This is a genomic window from Streptomyces sp. NPDC045287, from assembly GCF_056432325.1.
Genome location: NZ_JBWKJG010000001.1, coordinates 53,060 through 69,369 on the forward strand (window position 1 = coordinate 53,060; position 16,310 = coordinate 69,369).

Below are 16,310 nucleotides of genomic sequence, written 5' to 3' on the forward strand. Positions count from 1 at the left end.
GTCCGTCCGGTCCGGCGGCCACCGACCATTGTCCCGCCTTCCGCACGGCGGTGTGCCGCCCTCCCGAGGAGGCCGCCCGCCTGCGGGCGCCGGACGTCCATGGGCGCCGCCGCCGGCCCGGGGATGTCGCCTGCCGGGGAAGCTGCCCGCCCGGGGAGGCCGCCGGACACCCGTGGCTGCCGCCGCTCGCCCTGGGGCGCCGCCGCCCGACGGCGGTGTGCCGCTCGCCCGAAAAGGCCGCCGGGCACCCGCGGGCGCCGCCACCCGCCCGGGGAGGCCCGCCCGCCCGGGGACACCGCCCGCGCCCGGTAGGCCGCCGGCCCGGGGCGCCGGCGGACGTGCCGGGTCAGGGGCGCCGGCGGACGCGGTGCTCCGCCAGGTGGGAGAGCACCGCGTGGTTCGCCTCCCAGCCGTCCGGGAACTTGACCGTCACGCCCAGCTGGACCGGCTCCGTCGAGGGGTGCTCGTCCAGGAGGTCCGCGACGCCCTCGCGGCACACCACCACGCACGCGTGGCGGTGGCGGGACACCAGGACGCACAGGCGGCCCGTCTCCAGGTGGAACGCCGTCGCGTCGGGGCGGCCCGACAGGGGGTGCAGCACGACCGTCACGTCGTACTCGCGGCCCTGGAGCCGGTTCGCCGTGTCGACCGTCACACCGAGGACGCCCAGGTCGGCGAGGGCCGCGCGGACGGCCGCCGCCTGGTCGCGGTGGGCGGTGCCGACCGCGACGCGGTCCGCGGTGACGGGCACGGGGTGCCCGGCGCGTTCGCTGACGGCCGCCGCGCCCCGGTCCAGGAGGCGCCGTACGACCAGCGCGCACGCCCGGACGGCCTCCGGGTCCGTACGCGGCGTGTGCCGGGCCGGCAGCTCCAGCAGGCCCCAGCCGGACTCCGCCGCCTCGTCCAGCACCCGGTCCGCCGCCGAGCCGTCCGACGCCGTGCCGAACGCCAGCCGGCGGTCGCCGGGGCCCGTGCCCGCGCGAAACGGCGTGTACGGGTAGAACGCGTCCGACACCAGCGGCGCCGCGGACGCGGGCAGCCGCCACGACACCGGCAGCCGGTGCTGCGGCAGGTCCGGATTGTGCGCCAGCAGCGTCGACACGGCGCTCGCCGACGGGTCGTACGACAACCCCGCCCACTGCTCGGCGCCCACCACCGAGAACGGGTCCAGCTGCCCCGGGTCCCCCACGAACAGCGCCCGCTCGAACAGCCCCGCCACGGCCAGCAGCGCGTCCGACCGCATCTGGTACGCCTCGTCGACGATGGCGTGCCGCCACGGCTCGACGCCCTTCACGTGCGCCCACTTCGCCGCAGTGGAGACGACCACCGGCAACCCGGCCAGGTCCGCCGCCTTCGTCGACGTCACGACACCGTCCAGCGCGTCCAGCGCCTTGTCGTACGCGTCCGCGTCACTCGCGTGCAGCCGCCCCACCGGCAGCTCGGGCTCCTTCTCGGCGAGCCGCAGCACCAAGTCGTCGACCTGCGCGTTCGTCTGCGCGACCACCATCAGGGGGCGGCCCGCCGCCGCCAGCTCCAGGGCGGCGCGCACCACCAGCGTCGACTTGCCCGCGCCGGGCGGCGAGTCCACGACGACGCCCCGCGCCTCCCCGTGGAGGGTGTCCTCCAGGATCCCGCGGGTCGCCTCGGCCGCCGCCGTCGACGGGTCGAGCACCTCGTGGTTCACAGCACGTCCTCCGGGGTCACGGGGTCCGGGGCCTCCGCCGCGTCCTGGCGGGGCGGGCCGCCGTGCGTCCACGGCGTCTCCTCCGGGTCGGGCAGTTTCGGGCCGACCCGCTGGTCGTGCTCGAACAGCGTCCACACGATCCGGTCGCCCTTCTCCGGCACGGAGCCCGCCGCCGGCTCCTTCGACCTGCCCATCCGGTCCAGCACGCGCAGCACCACCGCCCGGCCGCCCGCCGCGTCCCCGCCGCCCGCCGCGTCCGCGTCCCCGCCGTCCTCCGCGTACCCGACGAACTCCGCCGCCTGCGGCCGTCCGTCCAGCGACCGGTACGCCTTCACGCCCGCGTCCAGGTGCGGCGCGTCGTCGGTCCGCACGGTCACCAGCGGGCGCGGCGACGGGCGCTTCGACTCCGTCCACGTCATCGTCACGTCCACCACCTCCCCGGCGAACGCCTCGCCCGCGAGCCGCCGCCCCGCCATCACCAGCGGGTCGTCCAGCGCCTCCTGCGCCTCCAGTTGCGCCTGCGCGCTCTCCCGCGCGGCCAGCTTCCGCGCCGCCGTCACCGCGTCGTCCCGGCGCGGCTGCGGCGGCTCACCGGCCCGCACCCGGTCCCGGTGCCCGGTGAACGACCAGCGGTCCCGCGTCCAGCGGTCCGCGACGTGCCGCCCCGGCGGCAGCTCCCGCACCAGGTCCAGCGCCCGCCACACCGCGTCCCACGTCGGCCGCAACTGCGTCAGCACCAGCCGCCTGACCTCCTGCTCCGCCCGGTGCAGCGCGCCCAGCAGCTCGTCGGCCGCCTCGCCGTCCTCCGCCGCGCCCAGCGCCTGCCGGGCCCGGTCGTACCGCTCGATGGCGGGCGCCAGCAGCCGGTTGTCGAACGCGGGGTCGGTCGCCGGGCCCGCCGGCGGGCACAGCAACTGCCCGTCCCGGTCCCGGCCCAGCTCCGCGCGCAGGGCCGCCGCCGCGCCGGACTCCCCGGCCGGGGGGTCGATCCACGCCAGCAGCGCGCCCAGGTGCTGGTCCTCCAGCGAGGACTGGCCGGTCGCCCAGTGCCGGTTCAGCAGGTCCGTCGCCGCGACCAGCAGCGACGAGCCGGGCACCCGCGCCCGGTCCCCGTAGTGGGTCAGCCACCGGCCCAGCAACGGTACGCGCGGCGGGGCGGGGAACGGCGTCTCCGGGTCCTGCTCGGCCGTCCGCCGGAACCGCGTGGACCGCCCCAGCAGCCGTACGTACTCGACGCCCGCCCGGCTCGGCACGACCAGCTGCGGCGCGTCCAGGCACAGCTCGACCTCGACCCTCGTCCTCCGGCCGGTCTCCGGGTCGGTCTCGGACCGCTCGACCGGTTCGACGGCGTCCGCGTACGCGTCGACATACGGCAGCACGGCCTCCGCCAGGTCGGCGAGGAACGCGAACCGCAGGTCCCGGTCGCGGGGCTGCGGCACGGCGAGGAGCCGTGGCCGCTCCCGGTCCGTGCCGACCAGGGCGCCCAGCGGCGCACCGGCCTCGCCGGCCGTGGTCAGCGGGACGAACACGAGCGGCCGGTCCGACACGTGCCGGTGCCGCACGGTGGCCAGCTCCCGGGCCCGGCCGGACTCGACGGCCTCCAGCCGCGCGAGGGTGGAGATCAGCGACACGCCGCCGCCCCCGCCCCGGTCCGCGCGACCGCCCCCGCCGGGGCCTGCCCGGGCACCCCCGCGCCGGCCGGCGGGTCCGGCCGTCCGGCCGCCGCCCTCTCCTCGGCGGCCTGGGCGACCGCCTCCGCGCGCAGGGCCGCCGCGCGCCGCAGGGCCGCGACCGCCGGGTCCGCGGGGTCGCCCGCCTCGCCGCGGGCCGCCGACAGCACGGCGCCGACCGTCGTCAGGCCGCCCAGCTCGCCCCGTACGGAACGGCCCAGGGCCTCCACCGCGCCCGCCGCGCGGGCCCGGCCGCGGCAGTGGAACGCCAGCTCGCACGCCGCCAGGCACTCCGGCGCGTACGCGTGCGGCACGGCGTCCACGGCCGCCGTGAGCTGCTCCGTCGAACACGCCGCCACATCGAACGTCACGCCCTGCGGGACCGCCGCCGCGATGTCCTCCAGCCGCGTCAGCCGCGCCAGCTGACGCCGTGTGACCGCGAGCTGCCTGCGGACGTCGACGAGCGAGCCGGTCGGCTGGTTCGAGAAGTCCTTCGGGCAGACCAGCAGCACCGTGTGGTCCACCTCCGCCCCGTCCGTGACCGCGGCGACCCGCTCCAGCGCCAGCGCGTACACCGCCGCCTGTCGCGCCGCCGCCCCGACCTTCGCCGCGTCCGCCGAGCCGTCGATCATCGGGAACGACTTGATCTCCACGACGGTCCACCGGCCGCCCGGCCGCACCACTACCGCGTCCGGCTCCAGGTACGCCGGCGAACCGGCCACCTCCAGCGCCAGCATCGGGTGGTCGAGCAGCGCCCAGCCGCCCGCCGCCGTGGCCTCCCGCAGCGCCAGCGCCGTCCGCGCCGCCCGCCCCTCGGGGCCGGCCGCGGTCAGGTCGGGCGCGAACACCCCGTCCGGCGCGTCCGCCCCGAGCAGCCGCAGCAGTTCGGCGCCCCCGTCCGCCTTGACCTTCGCCTCGAAGGCGTGGCCCCGCATGAAGGCGAACTGCGACTGCCCGAACCCGGACGGCGCGCCCAGCGCCGACGCGAGCGCGGTCTTGTCGACCCCGGCGCCATCCAGCAGGGCGCGGCGGCGGCAGCCGGGGTTGGCGGCGAGGGCGGCCAGCGCGCGGGCGTCCAGCGGGTGCGGCGCCGCGGCGGGGCCGCGCAGTTCGGCCAGGCGCCGCCGCAGGGCCGCCCGCCGCGGGACCTCCGGCCCCGGCGGGATCTGCGCGGCCTGCGGGACGTGCGGGGTCTGCGGAGTCGAACGCGGTCCGCTGCCCAGGGAATCGCTCACCGCGGCAGTCTCGCATCCGCCACCGACAAACGGGGCCGGGCGGCGCCGCTCGCCCGCTTTCGACCGCTCCGCGCGCGTACGCGATGATGAACGGGTACGTCGTTGCACCCGCCGTCGTGTGCACCTTCTCGCGTGAACCCCCAGGAGTACGCCCCATGGCACCGCGCATCCTGCTCGCCCGGCACGGCCAGACCGCATGGTCGCTGCTCGGCAAGCACACCGGCCGGACGGACATCCCCCTCACCGAGGAGGGCCGGCAGGGCGCCAAGCTGCTGGGGGAGCGGCTGCACCGCGCCCGCTGGGCGGGCCTGGAGGGGTACGAGATCCGCACGAGCCCGCTCGTCCGCGCGCGGGAGACCTGCGAGCTGGCCGGCTTCGGCGCCCGCGCCGAGGAGTGGGACACGCTCATGGAGTGGGACTACGGCGCGTACGAGGGCCTGACCCCCGCCGAGATCCGGGCGTCCCGGCCCGGTTGGCTGATCTGGCGCGACGGCGTCCCGGAGGGCGAGACCCTGGAGCGGCTGACGGCCCGCGCCGACGAGGTCGTGGAGTGGGCCCGTTCCGCCGACCGCGACGTGCTGGTCTTCGCGCACGGCCACATCCTGCGGTCGATCGCCGCGCGCTGGCTGGGCGAGGACATCGCGTTCGCGGCCCGCGTCCGCCTCGACCCGACCAGCCTGTCGGCCCTCGGCTGGGCGTACGGCATGCCCGCGATCGAACGCTGGAACGACACGGGCCACCTGGAGCGGTGACCCGGCCCGCCCGACCGGGGCCCCGCGGCGGCCGGGCCGCCGCACCCCCGTACGGGCGGCCGGAGCGGACCCCGGGGCGGGTGGCCGGAGCGGATCCCCGGAGCGGGCGCCCGCCCTACGCCCTGCCCTGACGGGGGATCAGGGGTCGGCGGCGACTGAGGAACGCGGCGACCCGCGGGGCGGCGCGGTGGGGGTGCAGGACGCGGGCGGTTTCGGCCAGCATCGACTCGATGCGGGCCGACCGGACGTCTCCCAGCAGGTCCAGCACCTGCTCGCCGACGGCCGCCGCCTCCTCCGGGGCGCCGCCCCGGGCGAGGTCGGAGGCGAGCTGGGCGCGGTACAGGGCGAGGTTCCTGGCGAAGTGCGGGTCGTCCAGCGCTGCCGCCTGGCGGGCGTGGCGCACCGCGCGGTCCGGTTCGCCCAGCAGCGACCAGCACTGGGCCTCCAGGAACTCCAGCTCCGGCTCCCCGAAGAACGACATCCACTCCGGGTCCGCGTCCGAGGGGCCCCGCTCGAACAGGGCGTGCGCCCGCCCCAGCGCCTCCTCGCACGCCGCCCGGTCGCCGAGCCCGGCCCAGCCGCCCGCCTCCCGCAGCGCCAGCAGCGCCAGCAGGCGCGCCGACGCCAGGTGTTCGGCCGCGCGCTGCCCGGCCTGCGCCGCCCGCACCGCCTCCCGGAACCGGCCGTCGTCCCTGGCCAGGAACGACGTGTTGGAGAACGCGTGCGCCTCCAGCCCCGGATCGCCGCCCACGCGCGCGGTGGCCAGCGCCTCCGCGTAGTGCGAGCGGGCGTCCTCCAGCCGGCCGGAGTCGTGGGCCAGCCAGCCCACCGACAGGGCCAGCTCGCCGGCGCCCGAGTGGAGCCGGTCCGCCGCCGACTGCCGGGTCGCCCTCCCCGTGTCGAGCAGCGCGTACGCCGAGCGCAACGGCCCAGCGGCCCGCGCGTAGAGCCCGTCGGCGCCGTGCCGGTCGTCGAGCAGCCGGATGCGCCGTACGGCCTCCTCGACCGCCGCCACCTCGGTCTCGCCGAACCGGCCGCCGGCGCGGGGCGCCGGGATCGCACCGAGCGCGTCCTGGCCGCCGCCCGGCTCCGCGGCCCTGGCGGCGGGGCCGAGGCCGAGGGAGGCGGCCGCCACGGTGGCGGTGCCGCCTGTCATGAATGCGCGACGCAGCACGTCGCTCTCCTCATCGTTCCGGAAAGGTGTGGGGGGCGCCGGCGCACCGGCCGCCGTACGCGCCGCCCGGCCCCGTACGCGTTCCCGCGCGAGGAAACCCAGGTCGGTCAGCGACAGACCGGGAAACATGTGCAGGAACACCCGTTCGTACGCGTAGTTGGGGCAGCGGATCTCACCCGACTCCACACGGCCGATGTAGCGGGCGTCGCACGCCACCTGTTCCCCGATCTCCCGCGCGGCCCGGCGCACGGCGGCGGCGAACTCCGCGGGGGAGCGCCGCCCCCGCAGGCGGCGGAAGGCGAGATTCGGAACTGCCCGTGACGAGGCCATGGTGAGCCCTCTCCTACGTGCTGCCGATGCTCCGGCGGAGCAAGAACGTACCGGCTGTGACAGGGCACATACCCATGGTTTGGCTACAAACGGGATATCTCATACCCCATCCGCCATGAACTGCCATCCTTTGCGGCGGGATATCGCCGTAGCTGTTGACGCCCCCCGCCGTTGAACCGGGCGGAGAGACGGAACGTGTCTCCACTCGGGACTCGAGCGAGGAGGGGATCCCTTGTTGGAGGTCGATACGGAGGCCGGCCCGCGCGACGGCGGCGAACCGCAGACCACCCTGCGGCACGCGCCCACGCGGGACGAGAGCGCCCGCCCCCCGGCGGCCGGGGCCCGCGACGGCGCCCGGGCCCGGGAACGGCCCGCGGAGCAGGCGTGCGACCTGGTGACGGTCCCCGCCCGGCAGGGCCTGGAGGCGGTCGACATCCTGCGCCGCGGCGCCCCGGCCGTCGGCCCGGTCCTCCACGACGGCGCCAGCGACACGCTCGGCTTCCTCGTCCCGCCGGGCACGGCCGCCGCCTGGGACGTACCGGGCAGCGCCTGCACGCGGACGGACGGGTGCGGCCTGCGCCTGCCGGCCGGCCCGGACGCCCCGCGGGACGCGGCGCCGGAGCCGCCCGTGCCCGGCAGCGGCTGGCTCCTCCCGCCGGCCGAGACGGACCCGGTCACCGACCCGGTGCTGCTGCGCGAGGCCCTCGACGAGGCGGCCCGCCTCCTGAGGGTCGCCGACGACTGCGGCTAGGCGCGCGCCGGGGCCCGCCGCGGCGCGGGGCCGTGTCCGCCGCGCCGCCGGCGGGCCGATAATGGACGGGTGGCGAGGAACAGGCAGCGGGGCGGGCGGGCGGCCGTGGCGGAGACGGTCAGCGAGGCCGTCGACGGCGGCGTGGCCGAACTGGTGCCCGACCGGGAGCGGCCACGGGCGTGGACCCTGCTCATCGACGGCGCGCCGCAGTCGCACGTCGACCTCGACGACCCCGCGCACCTCGACTTCGCGTACCAGCGCCGCCTCGGCCACGTCGTCGACCTCGCCGCGCCCCCCGGGCGCCCCCTGCGCGCCGTGCACCTCGGCGGCGGGGCGTTCACCCTCGCCCGGTACGTCGCCGCGACCCGGCCCCGCTCCACCCAGCAGGTCGTGGAGATCGACGCGCCGCTCGTGCGGCTCGTGCGGCGGGTCCTGCCGCTCGACCCCGCCGCCCGGATACGGGTGCGCGGCGGCGACGCCCGCGCCGGGCTCGCCAAGCTGCCGGACGGCTGGGCGGACCTGGTGATCGCGGACGTGTTCAGCGGCGCCCGCACCCCCGCCCACCTCACCAGCACCGAGTTCCTCACCGAGGTGCGGCGCGTCCTCGGGCCCGGCGGGCACTACGCCGCGAACCTCGCCGACGGGCCGCCGCTGGCCCATCTGCGCGGCCAGATCGCCACCGCCGCCGCGCTCTTCCCCGAACTGGCGCTCGCCGCCGACCCGGTCGTGCTGCGCGGCCGTCGCTTCGGCAACGCCGTCCTGGTGGCCTCCGACGCGCCGCTGCCCGTCGCGGAGTTCACCCGCCGCGTGGCGGGCGACCCGCACCCGGGCCGGGTCGAGCACGGGCGGGCGCTGGCCGACTTCACGGGCGGCGCCGCCCCCGTGACGGACGCCGCCGCGAAGGCGTCCCCGGAGCCGCCGCCCTCCGTCTTCCGCGACTAGGGCGGCCCTTCGCGGCCGGGGCGCCCGGGGCGGTCCCGGCCCGCCGCGCCGTCCGCTACGTACGGCGGTCGTCGACCTCCACGCGGGGCGCCGAGTCGTGCCAGACGCAGAACACCGAGACCTCCCGGCCGTCCCGCGTGAACGTCACCCGGATCCAGCGGTCCTGCTTCCACACCTGCATCTGCCACCCCGACGCCGGTGTCGCGGACACCAGCTCGGCCGACGTCTCGCCGAGGTCGAACGCCACCCGGCCGCCGTCGACGGCGTAGCTCCTCACCGACCCGGCGGTCGGCGCCGCGGACGGGGGCGGCGGGGCGGGCGTACGGCTCCGGTCCGGCGGCGCCGGGGACGCGGCGGGGGACGCCGGGTCCGGGCGCGTCGCGGGCGCCACCTCCGGCGCGGACGGGGACGGGGAGGGGGAGGGGGAGTCCTGCGGCTGCCACGTCGCCGGCGCCCACGGCTCCGGGGCCGCCCCCGTCAGCGGCAGGGCGTTCGGCCGGTCGTACACCGTGCCGGACATCACCGTGTGCACGCCCCACCACGAGAGGGCGACCGCCGCGCCCGTGGCGAGCAGCCACGCCAGGGCGTGGACCAGTCCTCTTCGCATCCGGGCATACTGCACCACCCCGCCGGCCCCTCCCTCCGCCGGGGCGCCCGCGGCGGGCGCCGGGCGCGTCCGGTGCTCCGCCCCGGCCCCCTCCCGGTACCCGTGCCTCCGGTTCCGCCGCATGGCGTACGGTGCCGCCCATGGCAAGTGTGCTCGTGGTCGAGGACGACCAGTCCGTGCGCTCCGCCCTCGTTCGGCACCTGACCGGGGCGTCCCACGCGGTGCGGGGCGTCGGCACGGCCCTGGAGGCGCTGCGCGAGGTCGACCGGCACCGCTTCGACGTGGTCGTCCTGGACCTCGGCCTGCCCGACCTGGACGGGGCGGAGGCGCTGAAGGTGCTGCGCGGCACCACCGACGTACCGGTGATCATCGCGACCGCGCGGGACGACGAGGCGGAGGTCGTACGGCTCCTCAACGACGGCGCCGACGACCACCTCACCAAGCCGTTCTCCGCGGAGCACCTGTCGGCGCGGATCGCCGCCGTGCTGCGCCGGGCGCGCGGTGCCGGGGAGGCGCCGGCCGACACGGCCGTCCGGGTCGGCGGCCTCGCCGTCGACCCGCTGCGCCGCCGGGCCGAACTGGACGGCCGGACCCTGGACCTGACGCGCCGCGAGTTCGACCTGCTGGCGTTCCTCGCCCGGCGGCCCGGCGTCGTCGTGTCGCGCCGGGAGTTGCTCGCGGAGGTGTGGCAGCAGGAGTACGGCGACGACCAGACCATCGACGTCCACCTGTCCTGGCTGCGCCGCAAACTGGGCGAGACCGCCGCCAGCCCCCGCTACCTGCACACGCTCAGGGGCGTCGGCGTGAAACTGGAGCCGCCGCGGTGAGGTGGGCGCTCGTCAAGGTCGCGCTGGCCGTCACGACGATGGTCGTCCTCGCCTTCGCCGTCCCGCTCGGTCTGGTCATCGAGGAGCTGGCCCGCGACCGCGCCTTCGGCAACGCCGAGCGGCAGGCCGCCGCGATCGGCCCCACCCTGTCCGTCACCACCGACCGGGCGGCGCTGGAGCGCGCCGTCGCCTCCACGCAGGCCGGGGCGGACGGGCGCATGGCCGTGCACGTCCCGGCGCCGCCCGGACGGCCCGGGGCCGTCGCCCTGGAGATCGGCGCGGGCCGGGCCGCCGGGGCGGACCTGGCGACCGTACGGCGGGTGCCGCGGGCGTCCGTCGCGGAGGTGGCCGGGGGGTGCGTGCTGCTCCAGCCGATCGCGTTGGGCACCGGGCAGATCGCCGTCGTCGAGGTGTTCGTCCCGCAGGGCGAGCTGACCCGCGGGCTGGCCACCGCCCGGCTGGTCCTCGCCGGGGTCGGGGCCGCCCTGGTCGTCGGGTCGGTCGCGGTCGCGGACCGGCTCGGCGTCCGCGTGGTGCTGCCCGCCCGGCTCCTCGCGCGCGCCGCCCACGACCTGGGCGAGGGCCGGCTGGACGCGCGCGTACCGGAGGAGGGGCCCGCCGAACTGCGCTCCGCGGCCGTCGCCTTCAACTCCATGGCCGCCCAGGTCGTCCGGCTCCTCGCCAACGAGCGGGAGCTCGCCGCCGACCTGTCGCACCGGTTGCGCACCCCGCTGACGGTGCTGCGCCTCAACGCCGCCTCGCTCGGCGAGGGGCCGGCCGCCGACCAGACCCGCGCGGCCGTCGAGCAACTGGAGCGGGAGGTCGACACGATCATCCGCACCGCGCGCGAGGCCAAGCCGCAGACGACGGCGGCGGCCGGGCCGGGCGCCGGCTGCGACGTGTCGGAGGTCGTACGGGACCGGATGGCGTTCTGGTCGGCGCTCGCCGAGGACGAGGGCCGCGCGGCGCGGCTGGCCGGGGTCGAGCGTCCCGTGCGCGTCCCCGTCGCCCGCCCCGAGCTGGCCGCCGCGCTGGACGCGTTGCTCGGCAACGTCTTCCGGCACACCCCGGAGGGCACCGCGTTCGCGGTCGACGTGCACCGCGGCGACGACGCGGTGCACGTGCTCGTCTCCGACGCCGGGCCCGGCATCGCCGACCCCGAGGCGGCGCTCGCCCGCGGCAACAGCGGGGCGCGCGACGGCTCGACGGGGCTCGGCCTGGACATCGCGCGCCGCGTCGCGGAGTCCACGGGCGGCGACGTGCGCGTCGGCCGCTCCGTCCTGGGCGGCGCGGAGGTCCGCGTCCGGCTGGGCCCGGGCGTCCGCCCCGCCGCCCCGCCCGCCCGCCGTGCCCGCCGCGTGCGGCGCCGCGGTGCGCCCGCGTGAACCGGCCGCGCGGGCGCCCGCGTCCGGCTGCGGGCCGGTGCGGGCCGGTGCGGGTCGGTGCGGGCCGGCGGGGGTCGGTTCCTGCACCGCCGCGCGGCCCGCGCCGTCCGCGCGCCGCGCGTCCCGGCCGCCGCCACCCCGGTCGGGACGGCGGCCGGGACGCGCCCCTCACGGCACGACCGGGTCCGGCAGGACGCCGGTGCGGGCGAGCCGCGCGTACCAGCGGGCGCTCGCCTTGGGCGTGCGGGTCTGCGTCGCGTAGTCGACGTGCACGATGCCGAACCGCTTGGAGTACCCGTACGACCACTCGAAGTTGTCCAGCAGGGACCACACGAAGTAGCCGCGCACGTCGGCGCCGTCGGCCAGCGCCCGGTGCAGGGCGGCGATGTGGCCGTGGAGGTAGCGGACGCGGCGGACGTCGTGGACGGTGCCGTCGGGGGCAGGCCGGTCGGGGTAGGCGGCCCCGTTCTCGGTGACGAGCAGGGGCAGGCCCGGCGCCTCCCGGCTGTAGTGGGTCAGCAGGTCGTACAGGCCGGTCGGGTCGATGCCCCAGCCCATGTCGGTGCGCTCGCCGGGTTGCTGGTGGAAGGAGACGCCGTCGGCACCCGGCCAGGGGGAGTGGGCGCTGGCGCCGTGGCCGTCGTCGGCGGTGGAGGCCGGGCCGCCGGTGGCGGCCGACACGACGGTCGGCGCGTAGTAGTTGATGCCGAGCGAGTCCAGGGGGTGGCGGGCGATGGCGGCCAGGTCGTCCGCCCGGACGAAGGACCAGTCGGTGAGGTGCGCGGTGTCGTCGAGGAGGTCGTCGGGGTACGCGCCGTGCAGCAGCGGCCCGGTGAAGACCCGGTTGGCGAGCGCGTCGATGCGGCGCCGGGCGTCCCGGTCGGCGTCGCTGTCCGTCCGCGCCCTGACGGCGCAGGTGTTGAGGCTGATCGAGAGCTGGGCGCGGCCGGGCAGGGCGGCCCGCAGGGCGTGCGCGGCGAGGCCGTGGGCGAGGTTCAGGTGGTGGGCGGCGCGCAGCGCGTCGACGGGGTCGGTGCGGCCGGGGGCGTGGACGCCGGAGCCGTACCCGAGGAAGGCGCTGCACCAGGGCTCGTTGAGGGTCGTCCACCGCTCGACGCGGTCGCCCAGCGCGTCGGCGACGAGCCCCGCGTAGTCGGCGAACCGCTGGGCGGTGTCCCGCGCGGGCCAGCCGCCCTCGTCCTCCAGGGCCTGCGGCAGGTCCCAGTGGTAGAGGGTGAGGACGGGCGTGATGCCGCGGTCGAGGAGGTCGTCGGCGAGCGCGCGGTAGAAGTCGAGGCCCTTCTGCACGGCGGGGCCGCGCCCGGTCGGCTGGATACGCGGCCAGGAGACGGAGAAGCGGTAGGCGTTGACGCCGAGCTCCGCCATGGTGCGGACGTCGTCGGGCGCGCGGTGGTAGTGGTCGGCGGCCACGTCACCGGTGTCGCCGCCGAGGGTGCGGCCCGGGGTGTGGCTGAAGGTGTCCCAGATCGACGGCCCGCGGCCGTCCTCCTGGGCGGCGCCCTCGATCTGGTACGCGGCGGTGGCGGTGCCCCACAGGAAGCCGGGCGGGAAGCTGACGGACAAGGAGGATCTCCCAACGGGTCGGGACGGGGGTAGGGACGGAGGCGCGCGCGGGGGTCAGCCCTTGACGGCGCCCCGCATGATGCCGCCGACGATCTGCCGGCCGAAGGCGGCGAAGACGAGGAGGAGCGGGAGCGTGCCCAGCAGGGCGCCGGCCATGACCACCGCCTGGTCGGGGACGTAGCCGCGGCCCAGGCCGGTGAGGGCGACCTGCACGGTCGGGCTGCCGCTCTGGGTGAGCGCGATGACGGGCCAGAAGAAGTCGTTCCACGCCATCACGAACGTGAGCATCGCCAGGACCGCCATGGCGGGCCGCGCCGCCGGGAAGACGACGTGCCACACGATCCGCCACGCGCCGGCGCCGTCGACGCGGGCGGCCTCGACCAGTTCGCCCGGCAGCGCGCCGAGCAGGTACTGCCGCATGAAGAACACCCCGAAGGCGCTCACCAGGGCCGGCAGGATCACCGCCTGGAGCCGGTCGGCCCAGCCGAGCCGCGCGACCAGCAGGTACAGCGGGACGGCCGACAGTTGCGGCGGCACCATCATCGTGCCGACCACCACCAGCAGCAGCGCCCGGCGGCCCCGGAACCGCAGCTTGGCGAAGGCGAAGCCGGCGAGGGTGGAGACCAGCACGGTCCCGGCGGCGACGGTCCCGGCGACGAACGCCGTGTTGCACAGCGCGGCGCCCAGGCGGGCGTCGGTCCAGGCGGTGGAGAGGTTGCCGGCGAGGCGGTCGCCGAACCAGAGGGGAGGCGGCGTCCGGGCGAGCCGGGTGGTGTCGCCGGAGGCGGCGACCGCCGTCCACAGCAGCGGGAACAGTGAGACGGCGGTGACGCCGGCCAGGACCGCGTACGTGAGCGCCCCGCCGCGCCGGGGACGGCCCGCGCGCGTACGGGGACGGCCCGGCCGGGCGCGGGGGGCGGGCGGCACGCGCATGTCAGCGGCCCCCTTCCCGCGCCGCCGACCGGGCCCGTGCCGCCGACCGGGCCCGCGCCAGGCGGGCGGTCGCCCCCGTGGCCAGCGCGAGCAGGACCAGCAGCAGGAACATCGTCCACGCGATGGCGGCGGCCCGGCCCAGGTGGAAGTTGACCCACCCCTGCTCGTACAGGTAGAGGCCGAGCGTCTGGAACTGGTGGTCCGCGCCGCCGGTCGCGCCCGCGCTGCCGTTGAACAGCAGCGGCTCCCCGAAGAGCTGCGTCGCGCCGATCGTGGCGACGACGCAGGTGAACAGGATCGTCGGCCGCAGCGCGACCACCGTGACGTGCGCGAACTGCTGCCACCGGGACGCGCCGTCCAGCTCCGCCGCCTCGTACAGCTCGGGCGGCACGGACTGGAGCGCCGCCAGGTAGATCAGCGCGTTGTAGCCCGTCCACCGCCAGACGACGATCGTCGACACCGCGAGCTGCGACGTCCAGCGGCCGCTCTGCCAGTCGACCGGACCGATCCCGGCGAGGTCCAGCAGCCAGTTCACCATCCCGTGGTCACGGCCGAACAGCAGGACGAAGACGAGCGTCGCGGCGGCGACGGAGGTGGCGTACGGGGTGAGCACGGCGACCCGGAAGAACGTCGAGCCGCGCAGCCGGTGGTGCAGCAGGTGCGCGATGCCCAGCGCCATCAGCAGTTGCGGCACGGTCGACAGCAGCCCGATCGTCACCGTGTTGCGCAGCGCGTTCCAGAAGAACTCGTCGGCGGCCAGCCGGGAGAAGTTCCGCAGCCCCACCCACTCCATGCGGGTCGGGGAGGTCAGTTCGACCCGGTGCAGGGCCGCCCAGCCCGTGTAGAGCAGCGGGAACAGCCCGAAGGCGAGGAAGAGGACGAAGAACGGCGCGAGGCAGGCGTACGGCGTCCACCGCCCGTCCGGTCCGTGGCCCGCCGCGGCCGGTCCGCCCGCCGGGCCCTTCGCGGACGCGGGGACGGGTGCGGCGGACGCGCGGGGCGCGCTCACAGGTCGAGGGCGTTGTCGATGGTCCGCACGGTCGACCGCCACGCGTCCGCGGGCGACGCGCCCCGCTGTTCCACCTGGAGCATCCCCACGTCGGCGAGGTTCTGGGCGATGACCAGGTCCTTCGGGCCGAGGACCGTCACCGGCACGCCGCGGGCCGCGCGGGAGAAGATCTCCCCGATCGGCGCCCCGCCGAAGTACGGGTGCCGCGCCCCCGCGACGGACGGCCTCCGGTACGCGGCGGACGCGCTGGGGAAGCTGCCGCGCCGCTCGAACAGCGTCGCCTGCTGCGCGGGCGCCGTCAGCCAGGCCGCGAGCCGTACCGCCTCCGCCCGGTGCCGGCCCGCCCTGGGGACGACCAGGAACGAGCCGCCCCAGTTCCCCGGCCGGGGCGCCGCCGCCACGTCCCACCGGCCGCGCCCGGCGGGGCCCGCCTTGTCCTGGATGTAGCCGAGCATCCACGCGGGGCAGGACACGGTGGCGAAGGTGCCGTTCGCGAAGCCCTGGTCCCAGGCGGGGGTGAACTGCTGGAGCCGTGCCGTCAGCCCGCCCGTCGCGAAGGCCGCCGCCACCGACCACGCCTCCCGCACGGCGGGGCTCGACCGGTAGGAGACGGTGCCGTCCGCGTCGTAGAACCGCCGGGCACTGGACCCGGTGATCGCGGCCATCACCCCGGACGCCGAGTCCGTGAAGGCCGTACCGGCGGGGGCGTTCGCCCGGTAGCGCCGTCCGACGGCCAGGTACGCCCGCCAGCCGCCCGCCCACAGCCGGCCCACCTCCGCCCGGGCCGTGGGCAGCCCGGCCCGGGCGAACAGGTCCTTGCGGTAGCAGACGGCCTGCGGTCCGACGTCCGTGCCGAGGGCGACGGTCCTGCCGTCCCGGGTGGTCCCCTGCGCCCACTTCCACGGCAGGAAGTCCTCCTTCCGCACGCCTTCGGCCGTGCCCAGCTCCACCAGTCCGTCCGCCTGCGTGGCGGTGATCTCGGCGATGTTGTTCACCTCGACGGCCTGGACGTCGGCGAGACCGCTGCCGCTGCCCAGGTGGGTGAGGAGCTGCGGGTAGTAGTTCTCGTTCCGCGCGATCGACGTCTGCTCGACGACGACGCCGGGACGCAGCCGCATGTACGCGTCGTACAGGCCGGCCTCCCGGTAGCCGAACGACCCGAAGACGCCGACCGTCAGCCGGATCCGGCCGTCGGTCCCGGCGCCGCCGCCCGCGCAGCACCCGGCGAGCGGGGCGGCGGCGAGCAGGACGGCGGCGAGCCGGGTGGCGGCGCGGGCGCGGGGGTCGCGCCGGCCGCCGCGGCGGGAGCGGGGGCGGGGGCGGCTGGGGGACCCCGCCCCGCGGGTGCGGCTGCGCATCGCGTCCTCCCGGTACGGAACCTCCACCACGAACGAGGACGATTCTGTACGTACCGGGCGCCGCCGCCG

The 16,310-nt window shown here is 77.4% G+C and carries 14 protein-coding genes; 5 read left to right on the forward strand and 9 right to left on the reverse strand.

Translation table 11 applies throughout. The features are described from left to right. Positions 1 to 346 precede the first annotated feature (346 nt). From AC07D6_RS00285 to AC07D6_RS00295, 3 genes are read right to left on the reverse strand one after another with little or no spacing between them, the layout of a single operon-like run. Complete coding sequence (locus AC07D6_RS00285) at positions 347 to 1,684, reverse strand: AAA domain-containing protein (RefSeq protein WP_479040801.1); 1,338 nt, start codon at positions 1,682 to 1,684, stop codon at positions 347 to 349. Further along, complete coding sequence (locus tag AC07D6_RS00290; protein WP_479040803.1) at positions 1,681 to 3,315, reverse strand: hypothetical protein; 1,635 nt, start codon at positions 3,313 to 3,315, stop codon at positions 1,681 to 1,683. Before AC07D6_RS00290 ends, AC07D6_RS00285 begins: the two co-directional genes overlap by 4 nt. Continuing rightward, complete coding sequence (locus AC07D6_RS00295; RefSeq protein ID WP_479040805.1) at positions 3,306 to 4,589, reverse strand: hypothetical protein; 1,284 nt, start codon at positions 4,587 to 4,589, stop codon at positions 3,306 to 3,308. The genes AC07D6_RS00290 and AC07D6_RS00295 overlap by 10 nt, the downstream gene beginning before the upstream one ends. Positions 4,590 to 4,744: 155 nt before the next feature. Here AC07D6_RS00295 and AC07D6_RS00300 point away from each other — a divergent pair, with 155 nt between their 5' ends. Then, the gene (locus AC07D6_RS00300) at positions 4,745 to 5,341 is read left to right on the forward strand and encodes a histidine phosphatase family protein (protein WP_315876226.1); all 597 of its coding nucleotides are present in this window, start codon (positions 4,745 to 4,747) and stop codon (positions 5,339 to 5,341) included. Between the two features lie 115 nt (positions 5,342 to 5,456). Here the strand turns inward: AC07D6_RS00300 and AC07D6_RS00305 are convergent, their stop codons facing one another. Next, entirely contained in the window at positions 5,457 to 6,845 is a 1,389-nt protein-coding gene (locus AC07D6_RS00305; protein ID WP_479040807.1) for a tetratricopeptide repeat protein, read from the reverse strand. A gap of 232 nt (positions 6,846 to 7,077) precedes the next feature. Here AC07D6_RS00305 and AC07D6_RS00310 point away from each other — a divergent pair, with 232 nt between their 5' ends. After that, a complete protein-coding gene (locus AC07D6_RS00310; RefSeq protein ID WP_479040809.1) occupies positions 7,078 to 7,596 on the forward strand; it encodes a hypothetical protein in 519 nt (172 codons plus the stop codon). Positions 7,597 to 7,665: 69 nt separating this feature from the next. Continuing rightward, positions 7,666 to 8,538 carry a spermidine synthase gene (locus AC07D6_RS00315; RefSeq protein WP_479040811.1) on the forward strand — a complete coding sequence of 291 codons (873 nt, stop codon included), beginning with the start codon at positions 7,666 to 7,668 and terminating at the stop codon, positions 8,536 to 8,538. 55 nt (positions 8,539 to 8,593) lie between these two features. Here AC07D6_RS00315 and AC07D6_RS00320 read toward each other — a convergent pair whose 3' ends face one another. After that, entirely contained in the window at positions 8,594 to 9,145 is a 552-nt protein-coding gene (locus AC07D6_RS00320; protein ID WP_479040813.1) for a hypothetical protein, read from the reverse strand. Positions 9,146 to 9,285: 140 nt separating this feature from the next. Between AC07D6_RS00320 and AC07D6_RS00325 the strand changes: the two genes are divergently transcribed. Next, on the forward strand, positions 9,286 to 9,972 hold the full coding sequence (locus tag AC07D6_RS00325) for a response regulator transcription factor (protein ID WP_315876212.1): 687 nt from the start codon (positions 9,286 to 9,288) through the stop codon (positions 9,970 to 9,972). After that, the gene (locus AC07D6_RS00330) at positions 9,969 to 11,357 is read left to right on the forward strand and encodes a sensor histidine kinase (RefSeq protein ID WP_479040816.1); all 1,389 of its coding nucleotides are present in this window, start codon (positions 9,969 to 9,971) and stop codon (positions 11,355 to 11,357) included. Before AC07D6_RS00325 ends, AC07D6_RS00330 begins: the two co-directional genes overlap by 4 nt. A 168-nt stretch (positions 11,358 to 11,525) precedes the next feature. Here the strand turns inward: AC07D6_RS00330 and AC07D6_RS00335 are convergent, their stop codons facing one another. From AC07D6_RS00335 to AC07D6_RS00350, 4 genes are read right to left on the reverse strand one after another with little or no spacing between them, the layout of a single operon-like run. Next, on the reverse strand, positions 11,526 to 12,941 hold the full coding sequence (locus tag AC07D6_RS00335) for a GH1 family beta-glucosidase (RefSeq protein ID WP_479040818.1): 1,416 nt from the start codon (positions 12,939 to 12,941) through the stop codon (positions 11,526 to 11,528). Between the two features lie 54 nt (positions 12,942 to 12,995). Next, positions 12,996 to 13,874 (reverse strand): carbohydrate ABC transporter permease, encoded by an 879-nt coding sequence (locus AC07D6_RS00340; protein WP_479040820.1) that lies wholly within the window; start codon positions 13,872 to 13,874, stop codon positions 12,996 to 12,998. Position 13,875: 1 nt separating this feature from the next. Next, positions 13,876 to 14,883: a carbohydrate ABC transporter permease gene (locus tag AC07D6_RS00345; protein WP_479040822.1), complete on the reverse strand. Its 1,008-nt coding sequence runs from the start codon at positions 14,881 to 14,883 to the stop codon at positions 13,876 to 13,878. Then, positions 14,880 to 16,241, reverse strand: a complete 1,362-nt coding sequence (locus AC07D6_RS00350; protein WP_479041526.1) for an ABC transporter substrate-binding protein — start codon at positions 16,239 to 16,241, stop codon at positions 14,880 to 14,882. Before AC07D6_RS00350 ends, AC07D6_RS00345 begins: the two co-directional genes overlap by 4 nt. Between the last annotated feature and the right edge of the window lie 69 nt (positions 16,242 to 16,310).